The organism is Streptomyces seoulensis (genome assembly GCF_004328625.1).
GTDB lineage: Bacteria > Actinomycetota > Actinomycetes > Streptomycetales > Streptomycetaceae > Streptomyces > Streptomyces seoulensis.
On sequence record NZ_CP032229.1, the window covers coordinates 5,078,827 to 5,094,863 of the forward strand.

A 16,037-nucleotide genomic window follows, 5' to 3' on the forward strand; every position below is an offset into this window, starting at 1 on the left:
GCGGGCCAACTGCGCCCGGCGATCGTCTTGTTGATCACCCGGCACGGGGCGGACCCGCCTCGGATGCTACGGCAGCACGGGGTGCGACGGGGCCAAGAGGCCGCAAATACACGGAAGGTGCCCGCCCTGCGGCAGGAGGCGCCCGGCGTGAAAGGGGGCGCTCGACGCGCCCCCCGTGCCGTCCGGCGCACCGCCGTCCCCGGCGCCGCGCGGCAGCTCACGGGGCCGTCCGACACCCTCCGCGCACGGCCGGGGACAAGTTGCAACCCCCCACCCCTCTGGTGAACCGGGAGGGACAGCAGGAGACTTGACTCCTGCGCCGCCCCGGGGCGGCGTTCGCGCCCCTCGCGGGCCCGTGTCGTGGGGGCGGTGCCGAGTCGGCGCGGCACCACCCCCGCGGCGCCGCACCCCGCGCCGGACCGTCACTCGGGCGTGCCCCCGCGAGGTGAGTGGCGCGCGGTGCGGCGGATACCGTTAGGACGTGCAGTCAGCAAGCGAATCCCCCAAGCGGCCCCACGGTCGCCTCCACCGGGCCAAGGCGCTCTACCGGAACGTCTCCAAGCGGAGGACGGCCTGGCTGCTGCTGACGGACACGGTCAATTCCTGCATGGAGTACCGCATCCTCGGCCTCGCCGCCGAGGCCGCGTTCTTCACGCTGCTGTCCGTGCCCCCGCTGCTGCTCAGCCTCATCGGCCTGCTCGGCTACGTCGACGACTGGACCGGCGCCGACACCATCCACAGCCTGGAGACCAACCTCCTCGAAGCCTCCCGCACCGTCCTGTCCGACAAGGGCGTCAAGGAGATCGCCGAGCCGATCCTCAACGACGTGATGAAGGGCGGCCGGCCCGACGTCATCTCCATCGGCTTCCTGTTCGCCCTCTGGTCGGGCTCGCGCGCGGTGAACGTCTTCATCGACACCATCACCGTGATGTACGGCCTCGACGGGGTCCGGGGCATCGTCAAGACCCGGATCATGGCGTTCCTGCTGTTCGTGGTGGCCCTGCTGATCGGCTCGGTGGCGCTGCCCCTGATGGTGGCCGGTCCGGACGCGGTGGTCGGGGTGCTGCCGTGGTCGGCGACGGTCGTCCAAGTGCTGTACTGGCCGGTCGTCATCGTGCTCTCCATCGTCTTCCTGACCACGCTCTACCACGTCTCCGTGCCCGTCCGCTCGCCCTGGATCGAGGACGTGCCCGGCGCGCTGGTCGCCCTCGCCATGTGGGTGGTGGGCAGCCTCCTGCTGCGCGTCTACCTCACCCACACCATCGAGGGCGCCACCATCTACGGCTCCCTCGCCGCCGCCGTCGCGGTGCTGCTGTGGATCGGCGTGTCCGCCTTCGCCGTGCTGGTCGGCGCCGCCGTCAACGCCGCCATCGACCGGGTCTGGCCCGCCGCCGCGACCGCCGCCGCCCGCGAGGCCAACGAGCGCCAGCGGGAGGCCCAGGTCGCGGACTACGTCGCCTGGGCGGCCGGGCTGCGCGACGCCGACCCGGAGGACCCGGACATGCCGTCCGAGTTCCCCGAGCGCTGGTCCCGTTTCCTGCCCCCGGAGGACATCACCGGCCGGCTGCGCGGCCACACCAGGAACGGCCACCAGCCGCCCAAGGGCTCCCGGGACGACTGACCGTACGGGCGGTCGGTGCGCCGGAATAGATCCACTCCGGGCGGTGCTCTGGGAGACAGATGTGGTGCGTGCCGCCCCGGCGGCCGCACCGGCGACGAAGGGCTGGTGGGCGATGTCGGCTGACCGGACTGACCGGACTGACCGGACGGGCCCGGTGGCCCGCACTCCGTACGGCGCGGTACGCGGCCGGTACGAGCACGGGAACGCGGTGTTCCGGGGCATCCCCTACGCCGCACCCCCCTTCGGTCTCCGCCGCTTCCGCGCCCCCGAGCCGCCCGAGCCCTGGGACGGCGTGCGCGACGCCGGAGCCTTCGGGCCGACCCCGCCGAAACCGCCGTACTCCGAGGCGTTCGCCCAGTACCTCTCCGACCCCTCGGTCCCCGGCGACGCCTGTCTCAACCTCAACGTCTGGACCCCCGAGCCCGGCCCCGGCGCCCGCCTCCCGGTGCTGGTCTGGCTGCACGGCGGCGCTCTGACCAGGGGTTCCTCGGCGGTCCCGGTGTACGACGGGCGGGCCTTCGCCCGCGACGGCGTCGTCCTCGTCTCGGTCAACTACCGGCTCGGCGTCGAGGGCTACGGCCTCTTCCCCGACGCCCCCGCCAACCTGGGCCTGCGCGACCAGCTCGCCGCGCTGGCCTGGGTGCACGAGTCCATCGCGGCCTTCGGCGGCGACCCCGGCAACGTCACCCTGGCCGGGCAGTCGGCCGGGGCCATCAGCACGGGCGTGCTCATCGCGGCCCCGCAGGCGCGCGGGCTGGTCCGGCGCGCGGTGCTCCAGAGCGGGGCGCCGGAGGTCTCGGACCGGGAGAAGGTCCGGCGCATGGTCCGCCGGATGGCGGCCCGGCTGAAGGTCCCCGCGACCGCCGCCGCCTTCGCCGGCGTCGACCGCGACCTGCTGCTGCGCACCCAGGCCGAGGCCGGCCGGCGCAGCAGCCCCGTCCTGGGCGGGCCCGGCTTCGGCATCGTCGTCGACGGCGACCTCGTCCCCACCGACCCGCTGGCCGCCCTCAGCGACGGCGGCGCGGCACCCGGCGTCGACCTGCTGATGGGCTGGACCCGCGACGAGTACCGGCTCTGGCTGGTGCCCGGCGGCCTGGTCGAACACGTCGACCGGCTCGGCGCGGTCGCTCTGGCCGGCGCGATGGCCCGCTGCCACGTCGGCTCCGAGGTCCCGCGCGGCTACCGCGCCCTGCGGCCCTCCGCGGGCGCCGCCGAACTGGTCGGCCAGATGGTCACCGACCACATGCTGCGGCTTCCGCTGCACCGCCTGGCCGACGCCCGCCCGTCCCGCTCTCACGTGTACGAGTTCGCCTGGCCGTCGCTCCGCCCCGCCCTCGGCGCCTGCCACTCCCTGGAACTCGGCTTCGTCTTCGACACCGGCGAGGTCGAGGAGGCCGTGAGGCTGGCCGGCGAGGGCGCCCCCCAGTCCCTGGCCGACACCATGCACGCCTCCTGGGTCGACTTCGCCACCAAGGGCGACCCCGGCTGGCCGTCCTGGGACGCGACCCACCCCACCCGTGTCTTCGACACCACCGGCCCCCACCTCGCCCACGGCCCCCGGGACGCGGAACTCGCCCTCTGGACCCGCCCCTTCGTCCCCCGCCCGGCCTCCTCCCCGGACCGGCTCGCGGCGGTACGGCGCCTGCGCAGGTCCCCGGTACTGCGCAGGCGCTGACCGGACGGTCAGACGCGGCCCAGTGACCGGGCGATCGCGGTGATCGTCTCCGGGCCGACCCGGCAGCAGCCGCCCACGAGGCGGGCGCCTGTGGCCGAGAGGGTGGGATCGAGGGTGGGGGAGTCGTCCCAGGTACGGGTCCGGGCGTTCCAGGTCTCGCCGCTGTTGGGGTAGGCGACCACCGGCTTGCCCGTCACCCGCGCCGCCGTCTCCACGGCCCGGGGCACGTCCTCGGGGGCGCAGCAGTTCACGCCGACCGCGACGATCTCCTCGGCGTCGGAGGCCAGGGCGAACGCCTCCTCCAGGGGCTGGCCGGCCCGGGTGCGGTCGCCGTCGACGCTGTAGGAGAGCCAGGCGGGGACGCCCAGGCCGCGTACCGCGCGCAGCAGGGCTTCCGCCTCGTCGGTGTCCGGGATCGTCTCCAGGGCCAGGATGTCGGGGGCGGCCCCGGCGAGGACCTCCAGGCGGGGGCGGTGGAAGCGTTCCAGCTCGGTGCGGGTCAGGCCATAGCGGCCCCGGTACTCGGAGCCGTCCGCGAGCATCGCGCCGTACGGGCCCGCCGAGGCGGCCACCCACAGGGGGCGCGTAGTCCTGGCGCGCCGGGCGGCCTCGCGGGCCAGCTCCACGCTGGACGCCATCAGGCGCGCGGCCTGCGCCCGGCCGATGCCGCGCCCCGCGAAGCCCTCGAACGTCGCCTGGTAGCTAGCCGTGATCGCCACGTCGGCGCCGGCCCTGTAGTAGGCGAGGTGGGCCTCGGTGATCGCCTCCGGGGCCTCCGCGAGCAGTCGCGCGGACCACAGCTCGTCGCTCAGGTCGTACCCGGCCGACGCCAGCTGGTTGGAGAGCCCGCCGTCCAGGACGAGCGGCGGGCCCTCGGTGAGGGCGGTGGCCAGGTCGGTGCTCATCCCTCGACGCTAATCGAGGTGAGCGCCTCGGCGAGCCGGTCCGCGAACTCCTCCGGGTGCTCCAGGGTGCCGAGGTGGCCGCCGGGGAGTTCCAGCAGGGCGCCTTCGGCGAGGAACTCGGCCGTGCGGTGAGGGAGTTGGTCACGCGAGTCGGCTCCCGCCGCGAGCGTCAGCAGGGCGGGCGCGGGGGTGGGTACGTACGCGGTGAAGGGGTGCAGGACATGCGCGAGGAAGACGCCCATCGGGGTCGCGTCCGGGCCCTCGGCGGGCGGGCGCCCCGGGCCGTCCAGCGCGGCGAGCAGCTCCCGGCGCCGGTCCGCCCCGTCCGGCAGGACCAGCGCGCACGGCGGCTCGTGCGCGACCACGTGCGCCAGGCGCTCCGGGTGCCGCGCGGCCAGCGCGAGCGCCGCGATCCCGCCCGAGCTGGTCCCGAAGACGTACCCCCGCTCACCGGGCGGCAGCACGGCGGCCAGCACCCGGTCCGCGCCGTCGGCCCAGTCCTCCGGCCGCTGGTCCGGCACCGGCTGCCCGAGCCGCCCGTGCGCCAGGCCCAGCGGGTCGTACGTCACCACGGTGAACCGGTGCGCCAGCCGCGCGACCAGCGGGCCCAGCCCCATGGGATGCCCTGCGCCGCCCGGCAGGAGGAGCAGCACCGGGCCGGTGCCGGTGACGTCGAAGTCGGGGGTCGTCATGCGCTCTCCCTCGGCCAGTGTTCGAGGGCCCGGTGCAGCGCCTCGACCCCCTTGTCCCACGAGGCGTCCACCGCGCGGCCGGCGCCGAAGCCGCCCGCCGACTCCAGTACGCAGTAGCCGTGGAAGGTGCTGCGCAGCAGGCGTACGGCGTCCGTGAGGTCGGGCTCGGTCAGGCCGTAGGCCCGGAGCATCCCGTAGGTGATCTCGGCGGTGCGGCGCAGGGCGGGGGAGTCCGCGATCAGGGACTGGTCGATGCGGATCTGGGTGGCGGCGTACCGGCCGGGGTGCTCCAGGGCGTAGGCGCGGTACGCGTTCGCGAAGGCGGTCAGCGCGTCCCGGCCCGCGCGTCCGGCGACCGCCGCCGCGATGCGGTCGATCAGCTCGCCGCCCGCGTGCAGCGCCAGCCGGGTGCGCAGGTCGTTCAGGTTCCGGACGTGCGAGTACAGGCTCGCGTCCTTCACCCCGAAGCGCCGGGCCAGCGCGGAGAGGGTGACGTGCTCGAAGCCGGCCTCGTCCGCGAGTTCGGCGGCGGCCGCGACCAGCCGGTCCGCCGTGATCCCCGCACGCGCCATGGACCCACCTCCTTGGATGCCACCTTGGGTTTCCAGGCTGCATCCTAGAGGCTCTAGGAAAGAATCTCCCGCACGAACTCGTTGGCGAACTTGCCCGCCGGGTCCAGCTCGGCCGCGAGCGCCCGGAAGTCGGCCAGCCTCGGGAGCCGCTCCTTCACGACCGCCGACGGCATCTCGAACACCTTCCCCCAGTGCGGCCGGGCGTCCAGCGTGCCGAGGGCGGCCTCCACCGCGCGGACCACGGGGAGCACGGCCGCCGCGTCCTCGATCCAGGTGAAGTGCAGCGCCACCGAGTCACGCCCGTACGCCGGGCTCAGCCACTGCGTGTCGGCCGCGACCGTACGGACCTCGCAGGTCAGCACCACCTCGGCGAGCGCCTCCCGGATCGCGTCCAGGGCACGCAGCGCGACGAGGGCGTCCGCCCTCGGCAGCAGGTACTCCGACTGGAGCTCCGAGCCGCTGCTCGGTGTGAACTCGGCCCGGAAATGCGGCAGTCGCTCATGCCAGGGCCCCGGCACGCCCCCCTGCTCGGTGCAGTTGACGGCGGGCATCCCCGGCACCGGATGCATCGCCCCGGCCGCCGGCTCTGCCCACGGGAAGTCGACCGGCGCCTGGTCGGTGCGCCGCTTCAGCCACACCTGCCGGAACCCCGGCGCCCGCCAGTCGGTGAACAGGCTCACGCTGTACGCCGAGGCCGCGACCGTCTCGTACTCCAGCCCGTCCAGGGGGAGTTCGGTGAAGACGTGCTGCTCGACCTCGTACGCCGGTTCCAGGTCGAGGGTGAGTGCGGTGACCACGCCGAGCGCGCCCAGCGAGGTGACGGCGCCGTCGAAACGGGCGTCGCCCCGGGCGATCCGCAGGGTGCCGCCGTCCGCCGTGATCAGCTCCACCTCGCGTACCGCCGAGGCGAGCGGCCCGTTGCCCACGCCGGAGCCGTGGGTGCCCGTCGCGACCGACCCGGCGACCGAGATGTGCGGCAGGGACGCCATGTTGGCGAGCGCCAGCCCCTGCGCGTGCACCGTACGGGCCAGCTCCGCGTACCGGACCCCGCCCCCGACTCGTACCGTCCGGGCCGTCGTGTCCACGTCGATCACCGGCGGCAGCCCGGCCACCGACAGCAGGACGCCCCCGGCGCCGGGGTCCGCGATCCGGTTGAAGGAGTGCCCGCTGCCCAGCACCCGCACCCGCGCGCTGTCCGCCACCAGCGCCCGCAGCGCGTCCGGTGAGGCGGGCCGGTGGAACTCGTCGGCCGTGTACGTGATGTTCCGCGCCCAGTTGGTGACCGCCCGCGCCGACCTGGTCATCCCTGCCGTCCCTCCCGAGAGTGCCTTGTGCCCAGACCCTCTCATCACTGCCGCGACCTGCGAAGACCCGGACGGTGGGGCAACACGTCGCGTGGCTCACAGCACCCCGGGAGGGCTTGCCGGGAAGTGGGGGCATACGGTGTGAGATGTACGTGTGAGCCGGGACCTTAGCCGGAGGAGACAGGGATGGGCAGCCGCACCGCGCTGGTCGAGGATCTGATGGAGCGGTTCCCGCATGTGCCACGGGAAGCCGTCTTCAAGGAGGACCTGCTCCGGGGCGGAGTCGCCTTCGACGCCTCGGCCCTCAGCGACAACGAGAACGGCGAGGTGAAGCCGAAGTCCTACTTCATCTTCTCCTTCGACCACGGCACCCTGCCCGAGCTGGGCGAGGCCGCGCTCCGCAGGCCCCCGGAGGAGATCATCCTCACCGGCGGCCCCTACGACCTGCGCCGCACGGTCGTCTCCGTACGGGTGAACCCCGCCTCCCCCTACCGGGTCGCCGCCGACGAGCACGGCCAGCTCGGCCTCTACCTCGACGGCAAGCGGATCTCCGACGTCGGCGTGCCGCCGATGCCCGAGTACTACCGGCACAAGCTCTCCAACGGGAAGTCGGTCATGGAGGTGGCCCCCACCATTCAGTGGGGCTACCTGATCTACCTGACCGCCTTCCGCGTGTGCCAGTACTTCGGCGCCAAGGAGGAGTGCCAGTACTGCGACATCAACCACAACTGGCGCCAGCACAAGGCGGCGGGCCGGCCCTACACGGGCGTGAAGGACGTCGACGAGGTCCTTGAGGCGCTGGAGATCATCGACAAGTACGACACCGCCAAGATCTCCACCGCGTACACCCTCACGGGCGGCGCGATCACGACCAAGGTCCAGGGGCTGGACGAGGCCGACTTCTACGGGCGGTACGCCAAGGCCATCGAGGAGCACTTCCCGGGCCGCTGGATCGGCAAGGTCGTCGCCCAGGCGCTGCCCAAGGCGGACGTCCAGCGCTTCAAGGACTACGGCGTGCAGATCTACCACCCCAACTTCGAGGTGTGGGACGAGTACCTGTTCAAGATGTACTGCCCCGGCAAGGAGCGGTACGTCGGCCGGGACGAGTGGCACAAGCGCATCCTGGACTCCGCCGACGTGTTCGGCGCGCGCAACGTGATCCCCAACTTCGTGGCGGGCGTGGAGATGGCCGAGCCCTTCGGCTTCACCACCGTCGACGAGGCCATCGCCTCCACCACCGAGGGGCTGCGCTTCTTCATGTCGCACGGCATCACGCCGCGCTTCACCACCTGGTGCCCCGAGCCCACCACCCCGCTCGGCAAGGCCAACCCGCAGGGCGCGCCGCTGGAGTACCACATCCGGCTGCTGGAGGCGTACCGCAACACCATGGACGACTTCGGCCTCTCCTACCCGCCCGGCTACGGCCCGCCCGGCCCCGGCAACGCGGTCTTCTCCGTCAGCTCCTTCATGGACAGCCTGTCCGCCGAGGAGCGGGTGGAGGTCTGAACCGGCCCTGCCGGTCCGGGAGTCTGAACCGCTGAGCGCCCGCCTCCGTATCCCCTGACGGAGTGGCGGGCGCGCGGTGACCGGACCGGTCACGCCGGGCGACGAGGCGCTCACCCGATCCGCCGGGTCCGCTTGTCAGCCCGGCGGCGGCGTGAAAGGCTCCTGCCTCCGCGAGGCCCCAACTCCACCCTCGCTGTGGTGAGTTGCCCCTCGCTCGTGGACGCTGGAGACCGATGCCCGATCTGCCGCCACCTCAGGACGCCGCCGAGGCGGCGCTGTTCGCCGAGTGCTGGGACGCGGTCCTCTCCTACGCCGACCTGTGCACGGCCGGAGCGGGAACGGCGCACCAACTGGCCGACGAAGCCTTCACCTTGGGGATGCGTGAGCTGCGGGCCGCGCAGGGTGCCGTACGCGGCCGTACCGCCCGGCTGCCGGTCATCCCCCAACTCCTCACCGCCGTACGGGAGACGGCGGCGAACTGGGAGAGCGAGGGCAAGGGACACCAACTCGACCCCGACCTCCGCCTCTGGCTCAACTCCGAGGCGGCCGCCCGTTACCCGGGTCCTCCGCTGGGCCGGCCCATCGCGCTGCGGGGTCTGCGTGACATGCCCGAGGCCGACGCCACGCTGCTCTGGCTCGCCGAGGTGGAGTCGCTCCCGCTGCCCAGCGTCGCCCGCCGGCTGGGCCTGGACCCGCTGACCACGGGCGCCGAACTCGACCAGGTCCGCGTGCTGTTCCACGACCGCTGCCACCGCGCCCACCGTGACGCCCCGCTGGACGCCGAGTGCCGCAGCTACGCCCGTCTGCTGGACGCCGTCACCCGCTCGCCCGGCGCCGAGACCCCCGAGGACCTCTCCCGCCACCTCGCCACCTGCGTCCCGTGCGCCGAGGCCGCCGCCTGTCTGCGCCTGCACGGCGGAGGCATCCCGGCCGCGCTCGCCGGCGGTGTCATCGGCTGGGGCGCCCTCGCCTACCTGGAACGCCGCCGCCGCGCCGCCGAGGTCCGCCTCGGCGTGGGCGCACCCTCGGGACCGGGGGCGCGTACGGACGACGAGGCGGCGCGCGGCCGCGTCCTGCGCGGCAGCCTCCTCGCGGCGGCGGGCCTGCTGTCGGCGGTGGCCCTCGGCGTCTCCCTGATGCCCTTCGGCACCCCGGACGACGCCGACGCATCCGCCCGCGACGACCAGAAACCGGTCGCCGCCCCCGACACCCCGCACCCCGCCCCCACCCCGTCCCCCTCCCGCTCGGCGGCCCCGGCGACGACCCGGACGATCCCGGTACCGGCGTCCCCGATCCCGAGCCCTACCCGGACCCGCAAACCTCCGCCGCCGTCCCCCAAGCCCTCGGCGACCCCCACCCCGAGCACCCCCACCACCTGCCAGGTCGCCTACCGCCTGGACGACGAGTGGAGCACCGGCTTCCAGGCGACCCTGCGCATCACCACCGACGCCCCCCTCACCGGCTGGCGACTCGCCTGGACCTTCCCCGACGGCCAGCGCATCGGCCAGACCTGGGACGCGACCCCCCACCAGGACGGCGCCCGGGTCACGGCGGACGCCAAGGACTACAACCGGTCGGTCGCCGCCCACGGGACGGTCGAGTTCGGGTTCGTGGGCAGCTCACAGGGGGCCAACGGCACACCGGACGCGTTCACCCTCAACGGAACTCCCTGCGCGAACGGTTGACCGAAGCCGCGGGGGATGATGGCCGACATGACGGCTGACCGTGCTGAACTGCACGAACTGCTCCGCCGCGCCGGTCTTGAACTCGTCGGAACCGGACGGGTCTTTGACGCGCGCCCCCCGATGACCGCCTGGCGCCCGGTGATCGCCGCGAGCACGGAACCCACGCTCGCCGTACCGGACGACCACGCCGATCTGGTCGCGGAGTTGAACCGGCAGTGGCACCGGCTCGCCGTCGAGCACGGCGTGTTCGACGCGGACGGGGAGTTCCTGATCAGCGTCGGCAACCAGGGCTGCGCTTGCTGGACCCGAGTGCGGCTGGGGGAGCAGTGGGATCTGGCCGGTCACCTCGGCCCCCGCCCGGGGCAGCCGGAGTTCGTGACGATGTCGCCGGAAGGGGAGAGCGTCCTGGGCCTCACCTGCGAGGAGTACGAGGTCTGGTTCGTGGCCGTCGCCCCGTTCGGGGAATGGCCGGAGGCGTGGGCCCGGGGGTGGGCGGCGGAAAGACCGGAGGAGCGGGAGGCCGGCTGGGACACCGTCCTGCGGCGGAAGAAGGGCTCGGCGAGGCATCCGTGATCCGCCTGCTCGACGATCCCCACTGGTCCGTACGGAACACCGCGGCCGTCAACCCACGCCTGTCCACACGCCTCCTGACCACCCGCCTGTACGACCGCACCACCGCAGACATCACCGCCGCCAACCCCGCCCTCCCGGAGACCGTCATGCACCACCTCCTGGACCGGGCTCCCCATGCCGCGAAAATCGATGGCGGCTCGACAGGCGCCGCTCTACAGTGAGAACCGCTTCGCGCGGCGGTGGTTCGCCGGAGCCTCAGGCCGAGTGAGGAAAGGGAGGTGTGACCGATGGCTGTCTCTGTGATGGGTCTTGCCCGCGACCAGAAGTTCATCCACTCCACCTCCGTGGCCACCGGCTGATCCGATCGCGCCGCAGGCGCTCGCCGGGGTCACCCTTGTGAAGGGTCTCCCTTGCAACTCTCCTCCTCTCATGCCCTGTTGACCCTCGGCTGGGACTCCCACTGGGAAGCCGAGTTCGCCCCCTACGCCCGTCAGGGTCTGCTCCCCGGGCGAGTCGTCCGGGTCGACCGGGGGCAGTGTGACGTCCTCACCGCGGACGGGGTCGTCCGCGCGGACACCGCGTTCGTGACGCCCAACGACCCGATGCGGGTGCTGTGCACGGGGGACTGGGCCGCGGTCGACCCCGAGGGCGGCAGCCCCCGGTACGTCCGCGCCTACCTCCCCCGCCGGACGGCGTTCGTGCGGTCCACCTCGTCCAAGCGGTCCGACGGGCAGATCCTGGCGGCCAACGTCGATCACGCCGTCGTCGCCGTGTCGCTCGCCGTCGAGCTGGACCTCGGGCGGGTCGAACGGTTCCTCGCGCTGGCGTGGGAGTCCGGGGCGCAGCCGGTGGTCGTCCTGTCCAAGGCCGACCTCGTGCCGGACCCCGTGACGCTCGCGCACCTCGTGCAGGACGTCGAGACCGCCGCGCCCGGTGTGGCCGTGCTGACGGTCAGCGCGCTGCACGGCGACGGGCTGGACGAGCTCCGGGCGCTGACCGGCAACGGCACCGCCGTGCTGCTCGGGCAGTCCGGCGCGGGCAAGTCCACGCTGGCCAACGCGCTCGTCGGTACGGACGTCATGGACGTACGGGCCGCGCGGGACGTGGACGGCAAGGGACGGCACACCACGACCACCCGCAACCTGCTGCCGCTGCCCGGCGGGGGTGTGCTCATCGACACCCCCGGCCTGCGCGGCGTCGGCCTGTACGACGCGGAGACCGGGGTCGGCCAGGTGTTCTCCGAGATCGAGGAACTGGCGGCGCGCTGCCGGTTCCACGACTGCTCCCACAGCTCGGAGCCCGGCTGCGCGGTCGCCGCCGCCGTCGACTCCGGCGAACTGCCGGTCCGGCGGCTGGAGAGCTACCGCAAGCTGGTCCGCGAGAACCAGTGGATCGTCGCCAAGACCGACGCCCGCCTGCGCGCCGAGATCCGCAAGGACTGGAAGCGCAAGGGGGCCGAGGGCCGGGCCGCGATGCGGGCCAAGCGGGGGCACTGGTCCTAGCGACCCCTGAGGGAGGGGGCCGGGCTGCATGTCCGTTTTCCGCTGGCCCGGCCCCCCTCCCACGTCCGACACTGGACGCATGACGGACGATGACAGCAGGTACGAGGCGGTGCGCAGCCGCGACGGGCGGTTCGACGGCGTCTTCTTCTTCGCCGTCCGGACCACCGGCATCTACTGCCGCCCGAGCTGCCCGGCGGTGACACCGAAGCGGTGCAACGTCCGGTTCTTCCGCACGGCGGCCGCCGCCCAGGGCGCGGGCTTCCGGGCCTGCCGCCGCTGCCGCCCGGACGCCGTACCGGGGTCGGCCGAGTGGAACGTCCGCGCGGACGTCGTCGGCCGGGCCATGCGGCTCATCGCCGACGGCGTCGTCGACCGCGAAGGCGTCACCGGCCTCGCCGCCCGCCTCGGTTACAGCCCCCGGCAGGTGCAGCGCCAGCTCACCGGCGAGGTCGGCGCCGGACCCGTCGCCCTCGCCCGCGCCCAGCGCGCCCACACCGCGCGGACCCTGCTGCGGACGACCGAACTCCCAGTCACCGACATCGCGTTCGCGTCCGGCTTCCGCAGCATCCGCCAGTTCAACGACACCATCCGCGAGGTCTACGCCCACACCCCCACCGAGGTACGGAACGCCGCCCCGCGCTCCCGCCGGGCCACTCCCGGCACCGGCATCCCGCTGCGCCTGGCCCACCGGGGCCCCTATCAGGCCGGCGCCGTCTTCGACCTGCTCGCCCGCGAGGCCGTACCCGGCGTGGAGGAGGTGACCGGCACCCCGGGCGCACGGGTCCACCGGCGCACCCTGCGGCTGCCGTACGGCACCGGTGTCGCCGTCGTCCACGAGCGCGCCCACACCCCCGAGCCGCGCGGCGGCACCCGGCCCGGCGGCTGGCTCGACGCCCGGCTGCTGCTCACCGACCCCCGCGACCTCACCACCGCCGTGCACCGGCTGCGCCGGCTGTACGACCTGGACGCCGACCCCTACGCCGTCGACGCCCGCCTCGGCGCCGACCCCCGGCTCGCCCCGCTCGTCGCCGCCCGGCCCGGCCTGCGCTCACCCGGCGCGGTCGACCCGCTGGAGATCGCCGCGCGTGTCCTGACCGGGACACCGGAAGCCCTCGAACGGCTCGTCCTGCGGTACGGCAAGGCGCTCGACGCGCCCAGCGGCACCCTGACCCACCTCTTCCCCGAGCCCGCCGTCCTCGCCGGGTCGGAGGCCGGGACGCCGATCGGTACGCTCGCCGCCGCCCTCGCCGACGGCCGCCTGCGCCTGGACCCCGGCGCCGACCGGGACGAGGCCCGGCGCGCGCTGGCCGGGCTGCCCGGCATCACCCCGGCCGCCGTCGCCGCCCTCCGGGCGCGCGTGCTCGGCGACCCGGACGTCACCCCACCCGGTACGGACCTGCCCGAAGCCTGGCGGCCCTGGCGGTCCTACGCCGTACTCCACCTACGGGTCGCCGAGGAGCTGACCGACTGATGGCGATCATGGACAACCCCTACTGGACCGAACTGGCCTCCCCGGTCGGCCCCCTGCTGCTCACCGCCGACGCCGACGGCGCCCTGACCTCGGTCTCCGTACCCGGCCAGAAGGGCGGACGGACCGTCCAGGAGGGCTGGCGGCACGACGCCGGGCCCTTCCGGGAAGCCACCGAGCAGCTCACCGCGTACTTCGCCGGAGACCTCAAGGAGTTCGACCTGCCGGTCCGCGCCCAGGGCACCGAGTTCCGCGAGCGGGTGTGGGCCGCCCTGGACGCCGTCCCCTACGGGTCCACCACCACCTACGGCGCGATCGCGGCCCGGCTCGGCGCGCCCCGCGCCGCGATCCGCGCGGTCGGCGGCGCGCTCGGCGCCAACCCCCTGCTCGTCGTCCGCGCCTGCCACCGCGTCATCGGCGCCGACGGCACGATGACCGGGTACGCGGGCGGGCTGGAACGGAAGATGTGGCTGCTGCGGCTGGAGGGGGTGCTGGGGGATGCGTAGCCCCTGCCCGTCGCCGGCTGCTCGGCGCGTGGGCGGCTGCGGGCCGTCGTGGCCGGTCGCGCAGTTCCCCGCGCCCCTGGGTAACCGCAGCACAAGTCGGGCAGGGATGCGGGTGCGCTGACCGGACCCACCCGACCGGCTGGGCCGAGCGGGTGGGCGTGCGGTGCGGGTGCTCCGCGCCCGGCTCGCCCGTGTGGCACCGTCGCCTGCGGTGGCCCGGACAGCCGGACGGGCCCGGTGCGAAAGGGCGGACATTGGGCTACGTCGTACGGTTCCTCGCGGCCCTGCTGCTCGTCCTCACCCCGGCCCCCGCATGGGCCGCCGGAGGACAGCAGCCCTGGACCGGCACCTGGGAGGCCGCCCCCTCCGGCACCGCCCCCGCCCTGCCCGGCGCCGCGATCCGCAACATCGTCCACCTCAGCGTCGGCGGCCACGAGCTGCGGGTGCGGGTCACCAACCGGCTCGGCACCACCCCGCTCCACCTCGGCGCGGTCACCGTCGCCCTCCGGCAGGGCCAGGGCCCGGACGCCGTACCCGGCACCCTGCGCACCGCCACCTTCCACCGCGCGACCAGCGCCACGGTCCCGCCCGGCCGGGACCTCCTCACCGACCCGGTCCGGCTCACCGTCCCGGCCGCCGCCGACCTCCTGGTCACCGTCCTCACCCCGGACGACTCAGGCCCCGCCACCCAGCACGGCACCGCCCTCCAGACCAGCTGGGTCGCCCTGGTCGGTGCCGGGCACGCGGCCGACGAGGACGGGTCGGCGTACCGCACCCCCATCAGCAACTGGTACTACCTCGCCGGGGTCGACGTACGCGGCGCGGCCACCGCCGGCGTCGTCGCCTTCGGCGACTCGCTCACCGACGGCCACGGCTCCACCCACGACGCCAACCACCGCTGGCCCGACCTGCTGGCCGAACGCCACCGCCGGCTCGGCGTCCTCAACGCGGGCATCGGCGGCAACCGCCTGCTGCGCGACGGCACCGGCCCCGGCGCACTCGCCCGGCTCGACGCGGACGCGCTGGACCGCGCCGGGGCCCGTTTCCTCGTCGTCTTCGAGGGCGTCAACGACATCAACGGCAGCCCCACCGCCGACGATGTCAGCGCCTACGCCGACGCCTACCGCACCCTCGTCGCCCGCGCCCACGCCCGGCACCTGCGGGTCGTGGGCGTCACCCTCACCCCGTACGCCGGCTACCCGGCCCACACGGCGGCCCGCGAGAAGGTGCGGCAGGGGGTCAACGAGTTCATCCGTACCGGCCACGCCTTCGACGCGGTCTGCGACGCGGACGCGGCGCTTCGCGATCCGGCCGACCCGGCGCGGCTGCTGCCCCGCTACGACCCCGGCGACCACCTGCACTTCGACGACGACGGGATGCGGGCGGTCGCCGACTGCGTCAGCCGCGTCCTGCTGTGAACGGGTTCAGCCCCACAGCACCGCGCCCAGCCACGCGGCGGCAATCAGCAGGCAGGCGAAGAGTTCCGTGAACACGCTGGAGCCGCCCGAGCGCATCGCCGTACGCAGCGCGGCCATCGCCTCGCCGTGGCGGCCCAGGCGGAGCCGTTCGCCGAGGTAGATCCCGCCCATGAAGCCGGGCAGCGCGCCCACCACCGGCAGCAGCACGAAGCCGACCAGCGTGCCGACCCCCGCGTACACCGCCATCCGGGGCGTCGCGCCGCTCGCGCGCAGCCGGCGTGCGGGCAGCGTCCAGCGGACGGCCTGCGCCAGCAGCAGGACGACGGTCGCGCCGACCAGGAGCGCCCAGGCCAGGCCCGACGGGTTCGTCAGCGCCCACCACAGGACCCCGGCCCACACCAGCCACGAACCCGGCACCCCGGGCACCAGCACTCCGCACAGGCCGAGCGCGATCACCAGGCCGACCAGCAGGAGTTCCCACGCTCCCATCTGCCCAGCGTGCCCGAGCCCGGACGGAACCGCAGATCTCGTACGGCCGTTCGCCCTGTCCCTCGACGCGCAGGCGAGGAGGGCCGGATTTCGCCGATGCCCCGTTTCCGCGCGCCCCGCG

Annotated in this window: 15 protein-coding genes; 10 read left to right on the forward strand and 5 right to left on the reverse strand. The window is 74.2% G+C overall.

Features of this window, described 5'->3' with window-relative positions:
* The first annotated feature begins 481 nt into the window (after nt 1–481).
* Both D0Z67_RS23320 and D0Z67_RS23325 read left to right on the forward strand, forming a co-directional pair.
* Nucleotides 482–1,621 (forward strand): YihY/virulence factor BrkB family protein, encoded by a 1,140-nt coding sequence (locus D0Z67_RS23320; RefSeq protein WP_031182475.1) that lies wholly within the window; start codon nt 482–484, stop codon nt 1,619–1,621.
* 112 nt (nt 1,622–1,733) lie between these two features.
* Nucleotides 1,734–3,296, forward strand: coding sequence for a carboxylesterase/lipase family protein (locus D0Z67_RS23325; protein ID WP_031182476.1), 1,563 nt, complete (start codon nt 1,734–1,736; stop codon nt 3,294–3,296).
* An 8-nt stretch (nt 3,297–3,304) separates the two neighbouring features.
* Here D0Z67_RS23325 and mmuM read toward each other — a convergent pair whose 3' ends face one another.
* The 4 genes from mmuM to D0Z67_RS23345 are packed head-to-tail and all read right to left on the reverse strand — an operon-like array spanning nt 3,305 to nt 6,769.
* Nucleotides 3,305–4,201, reverse strand: coding sequence for a homocysteine S-methyltransferase (gene mmuM, locus D0Z67_RS23330; protein ID WP_031182477.1), 897 nt, complete (start codon nt 4,199–4,201; stop codon nt 3,305–3,307).
* Nucleotides 4,198–4,893 carry an alpha/beta fold hydrolase gene (locus D0Z67_RS23335; RefSeq protein ID WP_031182478.1) on the reverse strand — a complete coding sequence of 232 codons (696 nt, stop codon included), beginning with the start codon at nt 4,891–4,893 and terminating at the stop codon, nt 4,198–4,200. The genes mmuM and D0Z67_RS23335 overlap by 4 nt, the downstream gene beginning before the upstream one ends.
* Nucleotides 4,890–5,465, reverse strand: a complete 576-nt coding sequence (locus tag D0Z67_RS23340) for a TetR/AcrR family transcriptional regulator (protein WP_031182479.1) — start codon at nt 5,463–5,465, stop codon at nt 4,890–4,892. Before D0Z67_RS23340 ends, D0Z67_RS23335 begins: the two co-directional genes overlap by 4 nt.
* 53 nt (nt 5,466–5,518) lie before the next feature.
* On the reverse strand, nt 5,519–6,769 hold the full coding sequence (locus D0Z67_RS23345; protein WP_031182480.1) for an FAD-binding protein: 1,251 nt from the start codon (nt 6,767–6,769) through the stop codon (nt 5,519–5,521).
* Nucleotides 6,770–6,955: 186 nt separating this feature from the next.
* On the opposite strand from D0Z67_RS23345, the gene D0Z67_RS23350 reads away from it, so the two are divergent.
* The 8 genes from D0Z67_RS23350 (at nt 6,956) to D0Z67_RS23385 (ending at nt 15,427) form a co-directional block, all read left to right on the forward strand.
* Complete coding sequence (locus tag D0Z67_RS23350) at nt 6,956–8,275, forward strand: radical SAM protein (RefSeq protein ID WP_031182481.1); 1,320 nt, start codon at nt 6,956–6,958, stop codon at nt 8,273–8,275.
* Nucleotides 8,276–8,508: 233 nt separating this feature from the next.
* The gene (locus tag D0Z67_RS23355; protein WP_031182482.1) at nt 8,509–9,960 is read left to right on the forward strand and encodes a cellulose-binding domain-containing protein; all 1,452 of its coding nucleotides are present in this window, start codon (nt 8,509–8,511) and stop codon (nt 9,958–9,960) included.
* A gap of 27 nt (nt 9,961–9,987) precedes the next feature.
* Nucleotides 9,988–10,533, forward strand: a complete 546-nt coding sequence (locus D0Z67_RS23360; RefSeq protein WP_131589699.1) for a hypothetical protein — start codon at nt 9,988–9,990, stop codon at nt 10,531–10,533.
* Complete coding sequence (locus D0Z67_RS23365; protein WP_031182484.1) at nt 10,530–10,754, forward strand: hypothetical protein; 225 nt, start codon at nt 10,530–10,532, stop codon at nt 10,752–10,754. Before D0Z67_RS23360 ends, D0Z67_RS23365 begins: the two co-directional genes overlap by 4 nt.
* 216 nt (nt 10,755–10,970) lie before the next feature.
* Complete coding sequence (rsgA, locus tag D0Z67_RS23370; RefSeq protein ID WP_234312851.1) at nt 10,971–12,035, forward strand: ribosome small subunit-dependent GTPase A; 1,065 nt, start codon at nt 10,971–10,973, stop codon at nt 12,033–12,035.
* A 79-nt stretch (nt 12,036–12,114) separates the two neighbouring features.
* Complete coding sequence (locus tag D0Z67_RS23375; RefSeq protein WP_031182486.1) at nt 12,115–13,506, forward strand: DNA-3-methyladenine glycosylase 2 family protein; 1,392 nt, start codon at nt 12,115–12,117, stop codon at nt 13,504–13,506.
* A gap of 8 nt (nt 13,507–13,514) precedes the next feature.
* A complete protein-coding gene (locus D0Z67_RS23380; RefSeq protein WP_031182487.1) occupies nt 13,515–14,009 on the forward strand; it encodes a methylated-DNA--[protein]-cysteine S-methyltransferase in 495 nt (164 codons plus the stop codon).
* 254 nt (nt 14,010–14,263) lie between these two features.
* Complete coding sequence (locus D0Z67_RS23385; RefSeq protein ID WP_031182488.1) at nt 14,264–15,427, forward strand: SGNH/GDSL hydrolase family protein; 1,164 nt, start codon at nt 14,264–14,266, stop codon at nt 15,425–15,427.
* A gap of 6 nt (nt 15,428–15,433) precedes the next feature.
* Here D0Z67_RS23385 and D0Z67_RS23390 read toward each other — a convergent pair whose 3' ends face one another.
* Complete coding sequence (locus tag D0Z67_RS23390; protein WP_031182489.1) at nt 15,434–15,916, reverse strand: DUF456 domain-containing protein; 483 nt, start codon at nt 15,914–15,916, stop codon at nt 15,434–15,436.
* Nucleotides 15,917–16,037: the final 121 nt, after the last annotated feature.

Excerpts from the sequence above, each read along its gene's own strand:
- D0Z67_RS23345 (WP_031182480.1), bottom strand. The coding sequence starts at position 6,769 with ATGACCAGGTCGGCGCGGGCGGTCACCAACTGGGCGCGGAACATCACG.
- D0Z67_RS23335 (WP_031182478.1), bottom strand. The coding sequence starts at position 4,893 with ATGACGACCCCCGACTTCGACGTCACCGGCACCGGCCCGGTGCTGCTC.
- D0Z67_RS23350 (WP_031182481.1), top strand. The coding sequence starts at position 6,956 with ATGGGCAGCCGCACCGCGCTGGTCGAGGATCTGATGGAGCGGTTCCCG.
- D0Z67_RS23380 (WP_031182487.1), top strand. The coding sequence starts at position 13,515 with ATGGACAACCCCTACTGGACCGAACTGGCCTCCCCGGTCGGCCCCCTG.
- D0Z67_RS23360 (WP_131589699.1), top strand. The coding sequence starts at position 9,988 with ATGACGGCTGACCGTGCTGAACTGCACGAACTGCTCCGCCGCGCCGGT.
- D0Z67_RS23390 (WP_031182489.1), bottom strand. The coding sequence starts at position 15,916 with ATGGGAGCGTGGGAACTCCTGCTGGTCGGCCTGGTGATCGCGCTCGGC.
- D0Z67_RS23355 (WP_031182482.1), top strand. The coding sequence starts at position 8,509 with ATGCCCGATCTGCCGCCACCTCAGGACGCCGCCGAGGCGGCGCTGTTC.
- D0Z67_RS23375 (WP_031182486.1), top strand. The coding sequence starts at position 12,115 with ATGACGGACGATGACAGCAGGTACGAGGCGGTGCGCAGCCGCGACGGG.
- D0Z67_RS23340 (WP_031182479.1), bottom strand. The coding sequence starts at position 5,465 with ATGGCGCGTGCGGGGATCACGGCGGACCGGCTGGTCGCGGCCGCCGCC.
- D0Z67_RS23325 (WP_031182476.1), top strand. The coding sequence starts at position 1,734 with ATGTCGGCTGACCGGACTGACCGGACTGACCGGACGGGCCCGGTGGCC.
- mmuM (WP_031182477.1), bottom strand. The coding sequence starts at position 4,201 with ATGAGCACCGACCTGGCCACCGCCCTCACCGAGGGCCCGCCGCTCGTC.